The following is a 16,309-nucleotide window of genomic DNA, read 5'->3' on the forward strand; positions in this document are numbered from 1 at the left end:
GAATGGCTCTTATTTTGTATGGTCGTTCAAAAACGCTTGATTTTCCTCTTGAATCATTGTTTTTTGCGCTTGCCTGTAGGATATTCTTGAAATCACGATACTGATTTCATAAAGAATGAGCAATGGCACTGAGACCATTAAATGCGACAAAAGCTCAGGCGGTGTAATGAGCGCCGCGATGACGAACAACACAAAATATGCGTATTTTCTGATTTTCGCCAAAAACATCGGCGTCACGAGCCCGAGCCTTGTAATAAACATGATGACCACAGGCATCTGAAACAATAAGCCAAAAGGAAGCGTCAACTGAAGCAGAAACTGAAAATATTCGTGAATTCCGATGACCTGGTTAACATTCAGATCATCTGAGACTCTCGTCATAAAGTCCACGACAAACGGAAATAAAATAAAGTAAGAAAAGGCAATGCCGCCTAAAAAAAGAATGATCGATACCGGAATATAGCTAAGCGTCACTTTTCGTTCTTTTTCATACAGCCCCGGGCTAATGAAAGCCCACAGCTGGTATAAAACAAGCGGCGAAGTCAAGACGGCACCGATGATGAACGCAAACTGCACGTACACAAATAAAGGATCGGTCAGCTTAAACGCGTTAAGCGTCAGCAGCTTCGCTTCATCCGTCTGCTGCAGATAGATAATCAGCGGCTTTGCCAAAAAAAAGCCTGCCGCAACAAATAAAACAAAAAAGAAAAAAGTGATCACAAGCCGTCTGCGTAGTTCTGTGATATGTTCTATCAGCGACATTTCTTTTCCCTTCATAAATGTCATCCTATCCTACTGATCTTCTTTCTTTTTATCGGAATCGTCGTCAGCCAAACCTTTTGTCGCATTTTTAAACTCCCGCAGCGTGTTTCCAGCCGCTCTTCCCAGCTCGGGAAGTTTCTTCGGGCCGAATATCAATAGCGCCACCACGACGATTAAAATAAAGCTTCCAGGACCGATTGGCATAAAGCCTGCCCCCTTTCCTTTATTTTTCGTTTTCCGTTTTACTTTTCCTGCATTGAATAATGTTTCAGAAAATACACCAGCGACTGAAGTTCAACCGCCAAATCTATATGATGAATGCGAATGTGTTCCGGCACATTCAAGCGGGCCGGCGTAAAATTAAGAATGCCTTTAATGCCAAGCGCCACCAGCCTGTCTGTAATCGACTGTGCAGCTTGAGCTGGAACCGTCAAAATGGCGACCGGGATATCATCATCCGTCATATGCTCTTCAAGCTTATTCAGATCATAGACGGGAACGCCGCCGACCTCGGTTCCGATTTTTTCTTCATTGATGTCAAACGCCATGGCGATCTTTGTATTATTGTTTTTGATAAAATTGTAATGGAGAAAGGCTGTCCCCAAATTCCCCACGCCAATGAGCGTTACGTTCGTCGTTTCATCCTGATCAAGCGTCTTTCTGAAAAAGGACAGCAAATAATTGACATTGTAGCCGTATCCTTTTTTTCCGAGCGCGCCGAAGTACGAGAAATCCCTGCGGATGGTCGCGGAATCGACTTTGACGGCATCGCTCAACTCAGCGGAAGATACACGCTGTTTTCCGGATGCATGAAGGTTTTTTAAAAAACGATAGTATAATGGCAGCCGTTTCGCTGTCGCTTGCGGAATTTTTGAATGATCCATGTTCATAAACTAATCCTCCATGTCTACATCAGCTTTTTCCCTTTTATAGTCACCGTTTTTCCCGCCTGTCTTTTCGAGAAGAAAGGTCGGTCCTATCACCATTCCCTTATCCGCCGCTTTGCACATGTCATATACGGTCAGCGCACATACGGAGGCGGAAGTTAACGCTTCCATTTCCACACCTGTGCTCCCTTTGGTCTTGACTTTAGATTGAATATGCAGGATGCTCTTCTGTTCTTTCTCCTCCCAACGAAAGGTGATGTCGACTCCTTTCAGAGCGATTGGGTGGCACATCGGGATGATGGCGGATGTCTGTTTTGCGGCCATGATTCCGGCCACTTGCGCCACCGCCAATACATCGCCTTTTCCGATTTCCCGGTTTTTGATTTTTTCATGTACTTTTCGATTCATTGACACGCTTGAAACAGCCGCAGCTGTGCGCACTGAAGCTTCCTTTTCGCTTATATCAACCATCTTGGCTCTGCCTTGTTCATTAAAATGTGTAAACTCATTCATGTTCTTAACTCTCCTTATAACGATCATACACTATTTTTTTCGTTCTGTCTTTTTCTTCGGCTAAAATCTTCCAGACTTCACTTAATTGTTTGCTGACTGCGCGGTGATAAGCTACACTTAAAATAGCAGACAAGAGGTGAAAGATCATGATGATTTTACAAGTGAACCAGCTTTCAAAATCGTTTGGAGCCGATACGATTTTAACGAATATAAAACTCGAAGTCAGATCTCGGGACCGGATTGCGATCGTCGGACGCAACGGCGCCGGAAAATCGACTCTCCTAAAGATTATCGCAGGAAAGCTTTCATATGAAAAGGGGGACATTATCAAACCGAAGGATTTGACGATGGGCTACCTTGACCAGCATTCCGGCCTCGATTCCAAGCTGACGCTTAAAGAGGAATTGCTGTCGGTATTTGATTTTCTAAAAAAAATGGAAAAAGAAATGCGCGCGATCGAGGAAAAGATGGCGCAAGCCGGACCGGACAAGCTTGAATCATTGATGAAGACGTATGACAGGCTTCAGCAGGAGTTCAAGGACAAAGGCGGCTACCAATATGAAGCAGAAGTCAGATCCGTTATGCACGGGCTCGGCTTTGCGGGATTTGATGACTCCGTCCGCGTTCAGGACTTAAGCGGAGGTCAAAAAACAAGGCTTGCCCTCGGAAAAATGCTTTTGACAAAACCGGACCTCCTCATCTTGGACGAACCGACAAACCACTTGGATATCGATACCCTGACATGGCTTGAACAATATTTACAAAACTACAGCGGAGCGATTTTAATCGTTTCCCATGACAGGTACTTTCTTGACAAAGTGGTTACCCAAGTTTACGAGATTACCCGGGCACAAAGCAAAAAATATATCGGGAACTACAGCTCTTATCTCCAATTAAAAGCCGAGCAGCTGGAAAGGGAAACAAAGCTTTACGAAAAGCAGCAGGACGAAATCGCCAAACTGCAGGAGTTCGTCGACCGGAACCTGGCAAGAGCTTCGACGACGAAACGGGCGCAGAGCAGACGAAAGCAGCTTGAACGGATGGAGATCATGGACAAACCGCTTGGAGATGAAAAATCGGCGTCATTCCGCTTTGAAATTACTAGGCAAAGCGGAAACGATGTACTGCGAGTGGAAGACCTGACGGTAAGCTATCAGGAGCAGCCCCCGCTTCTCCGTTCATTGGATTTTCGCATTACCCGCGGGGAAAGCGTTGCGCTAGTCGGGCCGAACGGAATCGGCAAGTCAACCCTTTTGAAAGCATTGATTCAAAAGCTAAAGCCGGTGTCGGGAACAATCGCGACGGGCTCCCATGTCTCAATCGGATACTATGATCAGGAGCAGGCTGAATTGACGTCGTCAAAACGCGTGCTTGACGAGCTTTGGGACGAATATCCGGAGATGAATGAAAAGGATATCCGGACCTGCCTCGGCAACTTCTTGTTCTCGGGAGAAGATGTATTAAAACCTGTACACGCGTTAAGCGGAGGCGAAAAAGCCAGGCTTGCCCTCGCAAAGCTGATGCTGCAAAAAGCGAACTTCCTTATCCTTGATGAGCCGACAAACCATCTCGACCTGGACAGTAAGGAAGTCTTGGAGAACGCTTTAATCGATTACCCGGGAACGATATTATTTGTGTCCCATGACCGCTATTTTATCAACCGGATCGCGACAAAAGTACTGGAGCTTTCCCGCGATAAAGCAGAAGAATATTTAGGCGACTACGATTATTACACAGAAAAAAAAGCGGAGCAGCTTGAACTGAAAGAACTAGAAAAACAGACGGAAGAGCGCCAGAAAAACGCTTCCGAAAAACCGGGCACAAAAAAGAGCTATGAAGAAGAAAAAGAGCTGAAAAGAAAAGAACGCCAGCGACAGCGCAGGATTGAAGAAATCGAAACTAGAATTACGGCCATTGAAGAACAGATCGAAAAGAATGAAGAGCTCCTGTGTGAACCCGACGTCTTCCAAGACCACGAGAAGGTCCAGGAAATCCATTCTGAAAATGAACGGCTGAATGAGGAGCTCGAACAACTGTTATCCGAATGGGAAACACTTTCTACAAATGAATAAAGGATGAACCGCTCCAAGCCGGAGCGGTTTTTTTGTCCACAAATAAAATCCTTTATTTAAAAGAAAGAAAGCGATTTACCCACAATATCCACAAAAAACATAATATTTATGCACATTATTAACAGGTAAAAAGGCTCTGTAAATTAAGGTTTTTGACATTATGCACAAGGCTGTGGATATATGTTAATAACCTGTTAATAACTTTTCCGGGGGCAAAAAAACCTCACAAAACGTGAGGTTTCAATAAGACGTCAAATCTAAGCCAGGCTGACCGTTCATATCGTATTTTCCCCTGATTCCTTTTTCAAAAGCAACTGTACCTGCGGCGGCAATCATGGCGGCATTGTCCGTACATAGCGAGAGCGGCGGGATCAAAAGCTCGATTTCCGGATGGCTGCTGAACGTTTTTTCGAGCGCCGCTCTCAGCCCTTTATTTGCAGCAACTCCTCCGGCGAGCAGCACCTGTTTGACGCCATAAGCTTTCGCAGCGCGTTCCGTTTTTGTCACGAGGACATCAATGACGCTTTCCTGAAAGCTGGCTGACAAATCCTCCGGAGCTATCGTTTCCCCTTTTTGTGAAGCGTTGTGAAGCGTGTTGATGACTGCTGACTTCAATCCGCTGAAGCTGAAATGATAAGAGCCTTCCTCAAGCCATGCGCGCGGCAGCGGCACATTTGCTTCGCCTTTTTGCGCAAGTTTGTCAATGTGAGGTCCTCCCGGATAAGGGAGTCCCATCGTTCTCGCCACTTTGTCATAGGCTTCGCCTGCAGCATCGTCGAGCGTCTCTCCGATTACTTCAAATGAGCCGTGCTCTTTCATATACACGAGTTCGGTGTGACCGCCTGAGACGACAAGGGCAATCGCCGGAAATTGAATGTCCTGAACAAGCCTGTTGGCATAGATATGACCGGCAATGTGATGCACGCCTACGAGCGGTATGCCCCGGGCAAAACTGAGCGCTTTCGCAGCATTCACGCCGATCAATAAAGCGCCGACAAGCCCCGGTCCTTCCGTTACTGCAATGGCATCAATGTCATCAAACGTCATGTCCGCTTGTGCAAAGGCTTCCTCAAGCACGATCGTGATCTGTTCCACGTGATGCCTTGATGCGATCTCGGGAACGACGCCCCCAAACCGTTTATGACTCTCGATTTGCGACGCTACGACATTTGAGACGATGTCCGTCCCGTTTTTGACAATCGCGGCGGCAGTCTCATCACAGCTTGTTTCGATTCCTAATATATACAGATCTTTTTTATGATTCATTTAGTCTCACCCACATTAATAATGCATCTTCCCCATTATCGGTATAGTAATTTTTGCGAATTCCTCCCGGCTCAAAACCAAGCTTTTTGTATAAGCTCTGTGCAATATGATTCGATACCCTCACCTCTAAAGAAAGCTGAACCGCTCTTTTCATCCTGCAAAGCTTCATGGCGGCTTTCAAAAGAGCTTCTCCGAAACGGCGGCCCCGGTATGCAGGTGAAACGGCAATGTTGGTGATCTGGGCGTCATCCATCACGATCCAAATCCCGCAGTAGCCGACGACTTGCTCCTCAACTTCGAGAACGAGGTAATGTGCATACATATTGTGAAAAAGCTCATGATGAAAAGATTCTTTTTTCCACGGAGAAGAAAAAGAACTTTTTTCAATTTCAAAAACCTGGTCCAAATCCTTTGGATTCATATCGCGTATGACCATTTGCGTGTTCATGGCTTCACCCGTTCACTTTTGTTTTTCAAGCCAGACGGCCTCGGCTTCGGCCAGACGAATATAGTTTGGAACAATGCTGTGCACTGGCTCGTCCTCTTTAAGTTCTCCGATTAAAGCCAATTCTGAAGGTCTTGGAAGCTGCAGGGCAGGGCCTGCAATAACCGCTTGTTCACCGAGAATCTGTTCGATCATTTCCTGGTGAATCTCTGTGTCGCTTCCTATGAAAAGGACTTGCTGATCCATGGCTTTCAGCTTTTTAAGCCAATCTTCAAGCAAAATGTTTTGGTCCTCTTCCAATTCATGCAGTTTGCCGTCCCTATACTGGTACAGTCCCGTATAAACCTGACCGCGCCTGGCATCAAACAGCGGACAAATCAAGCCTTGGAAAAAACGACCGTTTGCCGCCAGCACTTCAAGGCTTGAAACGGTTTTAATCGGAATATTTAATGACCATGCAAGCGTTTTGGCAATCGTCACGCCGATCCGCACGCCTGTATATGAACCCGGGCCTTTGGCAACTGCAATTTGGGTCAGATCATTAGGCTCTAAACCGCACTCTTTAAGGAGTTCGTCGATTGCCGGCATGGCTCTGACCGAATGGTTTTTCTTTAAGTGGGATATATGCTCGGCTATCATTTTTCCGTCTTTGATTAATGCCACTCCGAGCGTTAAATTGGATGTATCAATCGCAAGTATCGTCATGTTTGCTGATCTCCTCGCAAAGATTTTCGTAGCGGCTTCCTTTAGGGGTAAATGTCAGCTTTCGCTCGTCATCACCAAGCCGCTTAATGACCACCTCAAGGCGTTCTTGCGGAAGCTGCTCTTCAATCAAATGCGCCCATTCCACAAGGCAGACCCCGTCTCCCTCAAAATATTCATCTAATCCGAGATCTTCCGTCTCATCTTCCATCCTGTACACATCCATATGAAACAGCGGAAGAGAGCCGTCACGGTATTCTTTGATGATGGTAAAAGTCGGGCTGCTGACAACCCGCTTGATGCCGAGCCCTTCGGCAAACCCTTTCGTAAAAGTCGTTTTGCCTGCTCCTAGATCGCCCTCCAATGTGATGACATCACCGGGCTGAACATACTTTGCTGCCAGTCTGGCAATGTTTTTCGTCTCTTCAGGCTCTGTCGTTTTCCACTCTAACGTTTTCACTTTACTTGTCACCTGTCTTGTTTAAAATGGTTATATCCTTTTTTCTCGAGAAGAACGCGGTCCTGTCCGTCATGATAAAACACTTCCGCCTGTCCTTGTTTTGTGACGCGGCCGATTTGATAAACCGGCACATCATGCTCGGAGCATTCCTGACTAAAACGTTCCCATTGATCATTAGAAATCGTACCGACGAGTTCAAAATCCTCGCCGCCGAAAAGGACCCACTCTTCCCATTTTGTGTTCAATGTATGTAAATCCGAATGGACCGGAATCATCTCTTTATATATGTCAATGGAAACACGACTCGCTTCGGCAATTTCATTTAATTCGCTGGCAAGCCCGTCGCTGATATCATTAAGTGCCACATGATGATAGCGGGAACAGATCAAACCTGCTTCCACCCTCGGCTCAGGCCTCTTGTGCCGCTCAATATAATATTGAGACTGCATATCGTCTTTCACCTGTGCTTGGCCCAATATAAAAGACAGACCAGCAGCAGATGAGCCAAGTTCTCCCGTCACAAAAACGACATCCCCGGGCTCGGCATGGCTCCTTAAACAAGATCTGTCCTTTTCAATCTCACCGATTGCTGTTACGGTCAAAACGAGCGGTCCGTTGGCAGATACAGTGTCACCGCCGATTAAATCCATTTGATATAGTGTCGCCAGTTTATTCATTTCTTCATACATGGCTTCAATATCCGTCGCGCGCCAGCCGGAAGGAACGGCGATTGACACAAGATAATACTTGGGTCGGCCTCCCATTGCGGCAATATCGCTAATATTCACAGCTAATGCTTTATATCCGATATCGGCAGGCGATGAATGGGATGATAAAAAATGAATACCGTCGACCATCGTATCGACTGCCACGATTTCCTGATAACCGTTCTTCGTATGATAAACAGCGGCATCGTCTCCAATACCGATTTCTATTTCCTGGTGAGAAAGCGAACGGGGCGTAATCCTTTGAATCAATTCAAATTCGTCCATAAGATCATTTGCTCCTTTGCTGTTGCAACCAATCAAAACACTATCATTAGTTTATCGAATTCTCACCAATTATCCAAGGAATAAAGAAACTCGGCCTCACATCCTGTCAGGAGGAAAGCCGAGTGCTTTCTCTTCCTGTAAGCAACGAAAGCTCGGCTGAAGCCAAGCTTTCAGCATTGACCTGAAAAAAGACATAAAAAAAAACGAAAACCTCGAAGATTTCGTTTGTGTGCAACATGGCGGTCCGGACGGGACTCGAACCCGCGACCTCCTGCGTGACAGGCAGGCATTCTAACCAACTGAACTACCGGACCATTTTTTATTGGATTGTATGCAAATTATATTTGGTTGCGGGGGCAGGATTTGAACCTGCGACCTTCGGGTTATGAGCCCGACGAGCTACCGAACTGCTCCACCCCGCGATAATATAAACAGCTTGGCGGCGTCCTACTCTCACAGGGGGAAGCCCCCAACTACCATCGGCGCTGAAGAGCTTAACTTCCGTGTTCGGCATGGGAACGGGTGTGACCTCTTCGCTATCGCCACCAAACTATGTGCCTTCAGGACGAAGGTACTGGGCGTTCCTCACAGGATGTGAGGGCCTTTAGCCGAGTTTCCTTGCCTTTGGCTTTATGAGAGGTGTTCTCTCAAAACTAGATAACGGGTAGACAAGGGCCCACAGGATGTGGGTCATGCAGGCGTTGCCACACGATGTGGCGTATTTAGCCAGCGTTCACTTATTTTATTAGGTTAAGTCCTCGATCGATTAGTATCTGTCAGCTCCATGTGTCGCCACACTTCCACCTCAGACCTATCAACCTGATCATCTTTCAGGGATCTTACTTCCTTGCGGAATGGGAAATCTCATCTTGAGGGGGGCTTCATGCTTAGATGCTTTCAGCACTTATCCCGTCCGCACATAGCTACCCAGCGATGCCCTTGGCAGAACAACTGGTACACCAGCGGTGCGTCCATCCCGGTCCTCTCGTACTAAGGACAGCTCCTCTCAAATTTCCTGCGCCCGCGACGGATAGGGACCGAACTGTCTCACGACGTTCTGAACCCAGCTCGCGTACCGCTTTAATGGGCGAACAGCCCAACCCTTGGGACCGACTACAGCCCCAGGATGCGATGAGCCGACATCGAGGTGCCAAACCTCCCCGTCGATGTGGACTCTTGGGGGAGATAAGCCTGTTATCCCCGGGGTAGCTTTTATCCGTTGAGCGATGGCCCTTCCATGCGGAACCACCGGATCACTAAGCCCGACTTTCGTCCCTGCTCGACTTGTAGGTCTCGCAGTCAAGCTCCCTTGTGCCTTTACACTCTGCGAATGATTTCCAACCATTCTGAGGGAACCTTTGGGCGCCTCCGTTACCTTTTAGGAGGCGACCGCCCCAGTCAAACTGCCCACCTGACACTGTCTCCTGCCCGATAAGGGCAGCGGGTTAGAAGGTCAATACAGCCAGGGTAGTATCCCACCGATGCCTCCACCGAAGCTGGCGCTCCGGTTTCCAAGGCTCCTACCTATCCTGTACAAGCTGTACCAACATTCAATATCAGGCTGCAGTAAAGCTCCACGGGGTCTTTCCGTCCTGTCGCGGGTAACCTGCATCTTCACAGGTACTATAATTTCACCGAGTCTCTCGTTGAGACAGTGCCCAGATCGTTGCGCCTTTCGTGCGGGTCGGAACTTACCCGACAAGGAATTTCGCTACCTTAGGACCGTTATAGTTACGGCCGCCGTTTACTGGGGCTTCAATTCGCACCTTCGCATACGCTAAGCGCTCCTCTTAACCTTCCAGCACCGGGCAGGCGTCAGCCCCTATACTTCGCCTTACGGCTTCGCAGAGACCTGTGTTTTTGCTAAACAGTCGCCTGGGCCTATTCACTGCGGCTCTCTCGGGCTTGCACCCTAACAGAGCACCCCTTCTCCCGAAGTTACGGGGTCATTTTGCCGAGTTCCTTAACGAGAGTTCTCTCGATCACCTTAGGATTCTCTCCTCGCCTACCTGTGTCGGTTTGCGGTACGGGCACCTCTCACCTCGCTAGAGGCTTTTCTTGGCAGTGTGGAATCAGGAACTTCGCTACTATATTTCGCTCGCCATCACAGCTCAGCCTTACGGGAAACGGATTTGCCTATTTCCCAGCCTAACTGCTTGGACGCGGATATCCAATACCGCGCTTACCCTATCCTCCTGCGTCCCCCCATTGCTCAAATGGTGAGGAGGTGGTACAGGAATATCAACCTGTTATCCATCGCCTACGCCTTTCGGCCTCGGCTTAGGTCCCGACTAACCCTGAGCGGACGAGCCTTCCTCAGGAAACCTTAGGCATTCGGTGGAGGGGATTCTCACCCCTCTTTCGCTACTCATACCGGCATTCTCACTTCTAAGCGCTCCACGAGTCCTTCCGGTCTCGCTTCACAGCCCTTAGAACGCTCTCCTACCACTGTTCGTAAGAACAGTCCGCAGCTTCGGTGATACGTTTAGCCCCGGTACATTTTCGGCGCAGAGTCACTCGACCAGTGAGCTATTACGCACTCTTTAAATGGTGGCTGCTTCTAAGCCAACATCCTGGTTGTCTAAGCAACTCCACATCCTTTTCCACTTAACGTATACTTTGGGACCTTAGCTGGCGGTCTGGGCTGTTTCCCTTTCGACTACGGATCTTATCACTCGCAGTCTGACTCCCAAGGATAAGTCTTTGGCATTCGGAGTTTGACTGAATTCGGTAACCCGGTAGGGGCCCCTAGTCCAATCAGTGCTCTACCTCCAAGACTCTTACCTTGAGGCTAGCCCTAAAGCTATTTCGGAGAGAACCAGCTATCTCCAGGTTCGATTGGCATTTCACCCCTACCCACACCTCATCCCCGCACTTTTCAACGTGCGTGGGTTCGGGCCTCCATTCAGTGTTACCTGAACTTCACCCTGGACATGGGTAGATCACCTGGTTTCGGGTCTACGACCACGTACTCATGCGCCCTATTCAGACTCGCTTTCGCTGCGGCTCCGTCTTTTCAAACTTAACCTTGCACGGGATCGTAACTCGCCGGTTCATTCTACAAAAGGCACGCCATCACCCGTTAACGGGCTCTGACTACTTGTAGGCACACGGTTTCAGGATCTCTTTCACTCCCCTTCCGGGGTGCTTTTCACCTTTCCCTCACGGTACTGGTTCACTATCGGTCACTAGGGAGTATTTAGCCTTGGGAGATGGTCCTCCCGGATTCCGACGGAATTTCACGTGTTCCGCCGTACTCAGGATCCACTCAGGAGAGAACGAAGTTTTGACTACAGGGCTGTTACCTCCTATGGCGGGCCTTTCCAGACCTCTTCATCTACCTCGTTCTTTTGTAACTCCGTACAGAGTGTCCTACAACCCCAAGAGGCAAGCCTCTTGGTTTGGGCTAATCCCGTTTCGCTCGCCGCTACTCAGGGAATCGCATTTGCTTTCTCTTCCTCCGGGTACTTAGATGTTTCAGTTCCCCGGGTCTGCCTTCTCATATCCTATGAATTCAGATATGGATACTGCTCCATTACGAGCAGTGGGTTTCCCCATTCGGAAATCTCCGGATCAAAGCTTGCTTACAGCTCCCCGAAGCATATCGGTGTTCGTCCCGTCCTTCATCGGCTCCTAGTGCCAAGGCATCCACCGTGCGCCCTTTCTAACTTAACCGTTAAAAAGAATCACTACGTGATATCTTGCATTACAATTGAATGTGAATGTCTACTTTCGTTATCTAGTTTTCAAAGAACACGCTTTGAAGGAATGATCCTTCAAAACTAAACAAGATCTAAACGCACCTGTCTATAAGACCGCAAGGTCTTATATTCCGTATAATATCCTTAGAAAGGAGGTGATCCAGCCGCACCTTCCGATACGGCTACCTTGTTACGACTTCACCCCAATCATCTGTCCCACCTTCGGCGGCTGGCTCCAAAAGGTTACCTCACCGACTTCGGGTGTTACAAACTCTCGTGGTGTGACGGGCGGTGTGTACAAGGCCCGGGAACGTATTCACCGCGGCATGCTGATCCGCGATTACTAGCGATTCCAGCTTCACGCAGTCGAGTTGCAGACTGCGATCCGAACTGAGAACAGATTTGTGGGATTGGCTTAGCCTCGCGGCTTCGCTGCCCTTTGTTCTGCCCATTGTAGCACGTGTGTAGCCCAGGTCATAAGGGGCATGATGATTTGACGTCATCCCCACCTTCCTCCGGTTTGTCACCGGCAGTCACCTTAGAGTGCCCAACTGAATGCTGGCAACTAAGATCAAGGGTTGCGCTCGTTGCGGGACTTAACCCAACATCTCACGACACGAGCTGACGACAACCATGCACCACCTGTCACTCTGCCCCCGAAGGGGAAGCCCTATCTCTAGGGTTGTCAGAGGATGTCAAGACCTGGTAAGGTTCTTCGCGTTGCTTCGAATTAAACCACATGCTCCACCGCTTGTGCGGGCCCCCGTCAATTCCTTTGAGTTTCAGTCTTGCGACCGTACTCCCCAGGCGGAGTGCTTAATGCGTTTGCTGCAGCACTAAAGGGCGGAAACCCTCTAACACTTAGCACTCATCGTTTACGGCGTGGACTACCAGGGTATCTAATCCTGTTCGCTCCCCACGCTTTCGCGCCTCAGCGTCAGTTACAGACCAGAGAGTCGCCTTCGCCACTGGTGTTCCTCCACATCTCTACGCATTTCACCGCTACACGTGGAATTCCACTCTCCTCTTCTGCACTCAAGTTCCCCAGTTTCCAATGACCCTCCCGGTTGAGCCGGGGCTTTCACATCAGACTTAAGAAACCGCCTGCGCGCGCTTTACGCCCAATAATTCCGGACAACGCTTGCCACCTACGTATTACCGCGGCTGCTGGCACGTAGTTAGCCGTGGCTTTCTGGTTAGGTACCGTCAAGGTACCGCCCTATTCGAACGGTACTTGTTCTTCCCTAACAACAGAGTTTTACGATCCGAAAACCTTCATCACTCACGCGGCGTTGCTCCGTCAGACTTTCGTCCATTGCGGAAGATTCCCTACTGCTGCCTCCCGTAGGAGTCTGGGCCGTGTCTCAGTCCCAGTGTGGCCGATCACCCTCTCAGGTCGGCTACGCATCGTTGCCTTGGTGAGCCGTTACCTCACCAACTAGCTAATGCGCCGCGGGTCCATCTGTAAGTGGTAGCTAAAAGCCACCTTTTATAATTGAACCATGCGGTTCAATCAAGCATCCGGTATTAGCCCCGGTTTCCCGGAGTTATCCCAGTCTTACAGGCAGGTTACCCACGTGTTACTCACCCGTCCGCCGCTAACCTAAGGGAGCAAGCTCCCGTCGGTCCGCTCGACTTGCATGTATTAGGCACGCCGCCAGCGTTCGTCCTGAGCCAGGATCAAACTCTCCATGAAATAATGGAGCGCAGATTAAGTTCGTCACATCCTGTGACAACATCTGCATGACCTGCATCGTGCAGGCCCCTGACTACGCACATTCGCATGTGCGATTTATTTAATGAATTAACAGGTACGTTTGTCTTGTTTAGTTTTCAAAGATCATTCTAAAATTGGAGCGGGTGATGAGAATCGAACTCACGACATCAGCTTGGAAGGCTGAGGTTTTACCACTAAACTACACCCGCATTGCGAATATATGGCGCGCCCGAGAGGAGTCGAACCCCTAACCTTTTGATCCGTAGTCAAACGCTCTATCCAATTGAGCTACGGGCGCTTCATCAGGCGACTTAACTATAATACTATGAATATCAGTTGAAGTCAAGAAGTTTTTTGAAGTTTTTCTGCCGAAAGAATGAAGTCTTTTTTATTTCGACTTTATCTATTATACACATTTTAAGGCTTTTGTACACCCTTTAAATGATGTATATCATATCTGTGTTTTGAAGCTGTAACTTCGTTGTCTCAGCGACGAATAATAATATATCATGTCTCCAACACATCCGTCAACACCTTTTTTCATTTTTTATACCTCTAAAAAAATAATGCTTCCAGCCATTTATAATAGATGACGTTTCACTGGACCTTTTCATCTTATGTGATGTTTTATTGAATGTTCCCCACTTCATCAAGATATATACGGAACCGAAGCTATAAATCATTAACCTCGACATCACTCTTCCACGGTCATTTAATGAAGGTTTTATTTTCAGAACTGCTTTTAGGAGATCCTCAAGACGCCTCCGGATACATTACTTTTGCGCAGTGTATACAAAAATGCAGGCAGAAATCTTTGTTACGTAAAGATTTCTGCCTGTAAACTTAAAATACCTTATCTATAACTTCACCTGCATGTCCCTTAAAATTCAAATTGTCATCCGCTGATTTTAGCGCCTGCATCGCTTGTTGCTTTTTCCGATTTGTAGTTGCGGAAATTATGCTCAAGCTGTTCAAGCGTGAGACCTTTTGTTTCAGGAAGGAATTTTCTCACGAATGCAATGGAAAGAAGTCCAAGTCCGACAAAAATGTAGAATGTCGATGACAGCCCGATCGCATCAAGCAGTATCGGGAACGAAAATCCGACAAAGAAATTAACGATCCACAAACAAAATACAGTGACGCCCATCCCGAGGCCGCGCACACGAAGCGGGAATATTTCAGAAAGCATGAGCCATGTTACAGGAGAAATGGCGCCTTGTTGGAATGCAAGGAAGGTTACAGTCAGTGCAAGTACGACATACGGAAGAGCAGCTGAACCTTGAAGGACGTTTGAGAAGATGCCGATAAGCAGCAAAGCTGATGTTGTCCCTATTAAACCAGTCAACAGCATCGGTCTGCGTCCGACCTTCCCTAAAAGCCAAATCCCCACGAATGTCGCCAAAACTGAAATGACACCGTTTGCAATATTTCCGATCAGTGCAGCTTTTGTTTCAAATCCGGCGTTTTTGAGAATTTCTGTTCCGTAGTACATGATAGAGTTTACACCGGTAATCTGCTGAACGATGGCGATCCCGATTCCGAGAAATACGATACGGCGCACCCACGGAACAGCCAAGTCTTTATAATTCGCCTTTTTCATTTCCGATTCTTTCATGACCGCAGCTTCGATTTCAGCAACTTCCGAATGCGCCCTTTTTTCCTCGCGGATTCTTTTCAGAACGCCCAGCGCCGCTTCATTTTTCCCTTTAGAGACGAGCCAGCGCGGACTTTCAGGCATTCTCAGCATACCAAAGAACAAGAATACAGCCGGGACGGCGGCAATGGCCAGCATGTAACGCCAAACATGTGAAGAATCGCCCATTGTGGTTCCAAGGATGGCATTGAAAGTAAATGCCAAGAGCTGTCCGGAGACAATCATTAATTCATTTTGGGTAACCATTCGTCCCCTTTTTTCTGAAGGAGACATTTCAGCCAAGTAAGTCGGTACCGTAACAGATGCTCCCCCTACGGCAACTCCAAGCAGGAACCGAGAGATGACCATAATCGTCACATCAGGCGCAAGCGTACATCCAAGCGTCGAGAAAAAGAAAAGTACAGCTAGAAAAATGATGTTCTTGCGGCGTCCGATATAATCGGAGAGCCTTCCGCCGAACACTGCTCCCAATGCAGCTCCCAAGAGAAGCGAACTTGCGACCAGCCCTTCTGTAAATGCAGTCAGGTTCAGCTGATCTCCTTCAGACATATAAGGCAAGGCTCCGTTGATCACTCCGGTATCATATCCGAATAGAAGCCCGCCGAACGTCGAGACTAAAATAATAGTACGCAAAAATGATTTCTGATTTCCCTGTTCATTCATATTTATTTCCCCCGCCTTTGTTTATATGAAAATTGATTTATTCCAAAGGTTTTCGAAACATCCTTAAAAGGAGCTCACTTCTTTTCCTAAAAGCCTCATATCTAACTTTTGAAAGTCTCGCCCCGGCAACCCCCCTTAACAGAAAATTAAAAATTTTATTTTGATGGAAGCCGGAGCTTCCGTACAACCAATTACCCACTACGGAATATTTTGGAATCGCTTTCATTTTTATTCCGCTTAAATACATATTGTTAGGTTATAGTGATGTTTTTGGCACATCTTTGTTAGGTCTGATATTATCATAATTTTAAAAGCGCTTTCAGTCAACATAAATTTCAGAAAATTTATCTTTTTTCATTTAGAAAAAACGCTAATAATTGCGTAATGATAGGAATTTAAGCCGATTCGCATAGCTTCATTTTCTTTTTTTATTATTTATCAGCATTTTTTCACTTTTGTCACTTTATAGTGATCT

Annotated in this window: 11 protein-coding genes, 4 tRNA genes and 3 rRNA genes; 1 reads left to right on the forward strand and 17 read right to left on the reverse strand. The window is 47.6% G+C overall.

Annotated features, from left to right (window positions below):
• Positions 1–9 precede the first annotated feature (9 nt).
• The 4 genes from tatC to moaC are packed head-to-tail and all read right to left on the reverse strand — an operon-like array spanning position 10 to position 2,162.
• Positions 10–786 carry a twin-arginine translocase subunit TatC gene (tatC, locus tag H2R00_RS11915; RefSeq protein WP_154996367.1) on the reverse strand — a complete coding sequence of 259 codons (777 nt, stop codon included), beginning with the start codon at positions 784–786 and terminating at the stop codon, positions 10–12.
• A gap of 6 nt (positions 787–792) precedes the next feature.
• Positions 793–966 carry a twin-arginine translocase TatA/TatE family subunit gene (locus H2R00_RS11920; protein WP_020450330.1) on the reverse strand — a complete coding sequence of 58 codons (174 nt, stop codon included), beginning with the start codon at positions 964–966 and terminating at the stop codon, positions 793–795.
• 38 nt (positions 967–1,004) lie between these two features.
• On the reverse strand, positions 1,005–1,652 hold the full coding sequence (locus H2R00_RS11925; RefSeq protein ID WP_003179237.1) for a redox-sensing transcriptional repressor Rex: 648 nt from the start codon (positions 1,650–1,652) through the stop codon (positions 1,005–1,007).
• A 3-nt stretch (positions 1,653–1,655) separates the two neighbouring features.
• On the reverse strand, positions 1,656–2,162 hold the full coding sequence (gene moaC / locus H2R00_RS11930) for a cyclic pyranopterin monophosphate synthase MoaC (RefSeq protein ID WP_182069188.1): 507 nt from the start codon (positions 2,160–2,162) through the stop codon (positions 1,656–1,658).
• A 146-nt stretch (positions 2,163–2,308) separates the two neighbouring features.
• Here moaC and H2R00_RS11935 point away from each other — a divergent pair, with 146 nt between their 5' ends.
• Positions 2,309–4,234, forward strand: a complete 1,926-nt coding sequence (locus H2R00_RS11935) for an ABC-F family ATP-binding cassette domain-containing protein (protein WP_182069190.1) — start codon at positions 2,309–2,311, stop codon at positions 4,232–4,234.
• Positions 4,235–4,474: 240 nt separating this feature from the next.
• Here the strand turns inward: H2R00_RS11935 and tsaD are convergent, their stop codons facing one another.
• The 13 genes from tsaD to H2R00_RS12000 form a co-directional block, all read right to left on the reverse strand.
• Positions 4,475–5,500 (reverse strand): tRNA (adenosine(37)-N6)-threonylcarbamoyltransferase complex transferase subunit TsaD, encoded by a 1,026-nt coding sequence (gene tsaD, locus H2R00_RS11940; RefSeq protein WP_154996375.1) that lies wholly within the window; start codon positions 5,498–5,500, stop codon positions 4,475–4,477.
• Positions 5,490–5,948, reverse strand: coding sequence for a ribosomal protein S18-alanine N-acetyltransferase (gene rimI, locus H2R00_RS11945; RefSeq protein WP_003179229.1), 459 nt, complete (start codon positions 5,946–5,948; stop codon positions 5,490–5,492). The genes tsaD and rimI overlap by 11 nt, the downstream gene beginning before the upstream one ends.
• Before the next feature lie 12 nt (positions 5,949–5,960).
• The gene (gene tsaB, locus H2R00_RS11950; RefSeq protein WP_154996377.1) at positions 5,961–6,650 is read right to left on the reverse strand and encodes a tRNA (adenosine(37)-N6)-threonylcarbamoyltransferase complex dimerization subunit type 1 TsaB; all 690 of its coding nucleotides are present in this window, start codon (positions 6,648–6,650) and stop codon (positions 5,961–5,963) included.
• Positions 6,631–7,107, reverse strand: coding sequence for a tRNA (adenosine(37)-N6)-threonylcarbamoyltransferase complex ATPase subunit type 1 TsaE (gene tsaE, locus H2R00_RS11955; protein ID WP_154996379.1), 477 nt, complete (start codon positions 7,105–7,107; stop codon positions 6,631–6,633). The genes tsaB and tsaE overlap by 20 nt, the downstream gene beginning before the upstream one ends.
• A gap of 8 nt (positions 7,108–7,115) precedes the next feature.
• Positions 7,116–8,099 (reverse strand): thiamine-phosphate kinase, encoded by a 984-nt coding sequence (gene thiL, locus H2R00_RS11960; protein WP_182069192.1) that lies wholly within the window; start codon positions 8,097–8,099, stop codon positions 7,116–7,118.
• A gap of 237 nt (positions 8,100–8,336) precedes the next feature.
• A tRNA-Asp gene (locus H2R00_RS11965) sits at positions 8,337–8,413 on the reverse strand.
• Between the two features lie 31 nt (positions 8,414–8,444).
• Positions 8,445–8,521 (reverse strand) — tRNA-Met (locus H2R00_RS11970).
• A gap of 12 nt (positions 8,522–8,533) precedes the next feature.
• Positions 8,534–8,649: ribosomal RNA gene (gene rrf, locus H2R00_RS11975) — 5S ribosomal RNA — on the reverse strand.
• A gap of 196 nt (positions 8,650–8,845) precedes the next feature.
• A 23S ribosomal RNA gene (locus tag H2R00_RS11980) occupies positions 8,846–11,774 on the reverse strand.
• A gap of 174 nt (positions 11,775–11,948) precedes the next feature.
• Positions 11,949–13,496 (reverse strand): 16S ribosomal RNA (locus H2R00_RS11985).
• The 16S, 23S and 5S rRNA genes sit together here with 4 tRNA genes alongside, the layout of an rRNA operon.
• A gap of 156 nt (positions 13,497–13,652) precedes the next feature.
• Positions 13,653–13,726, reverse strand: a tRNA-Gly gene (locus tag H2R00_RS11990).
• Between the two features lie 12 nt (positions 13,727–13,738).
• Positions 13,739–13,815, reverse strand: a tRNA-Arg gene (locus H2R00_RS11995).
• 597 nt (positions 13,816–14,412) lie between these two features.
• Positions 14,413–15,834, reverse strand: a complete 1,422-nt coding sequence (locus H2R00_RS12000; RefSeq protein WP_154995541.1) for a sugar porter family MFS transporter — start codon at positions 15,832–15,834, stop codon at positions 14,413–14,415.
• Positions 15,835–16,309: the final 475 nt, after the last annotated feature.

It is taken from the genome of Bacillus haynesii (genome assembly GCF_014042035.1).
Taxonomy (GTDB): domain Bacteria; phylum Bacillota; class Bacilli; order Bacillales; family Bacillaceae; genus Bacillus; species Bacillus haynesii.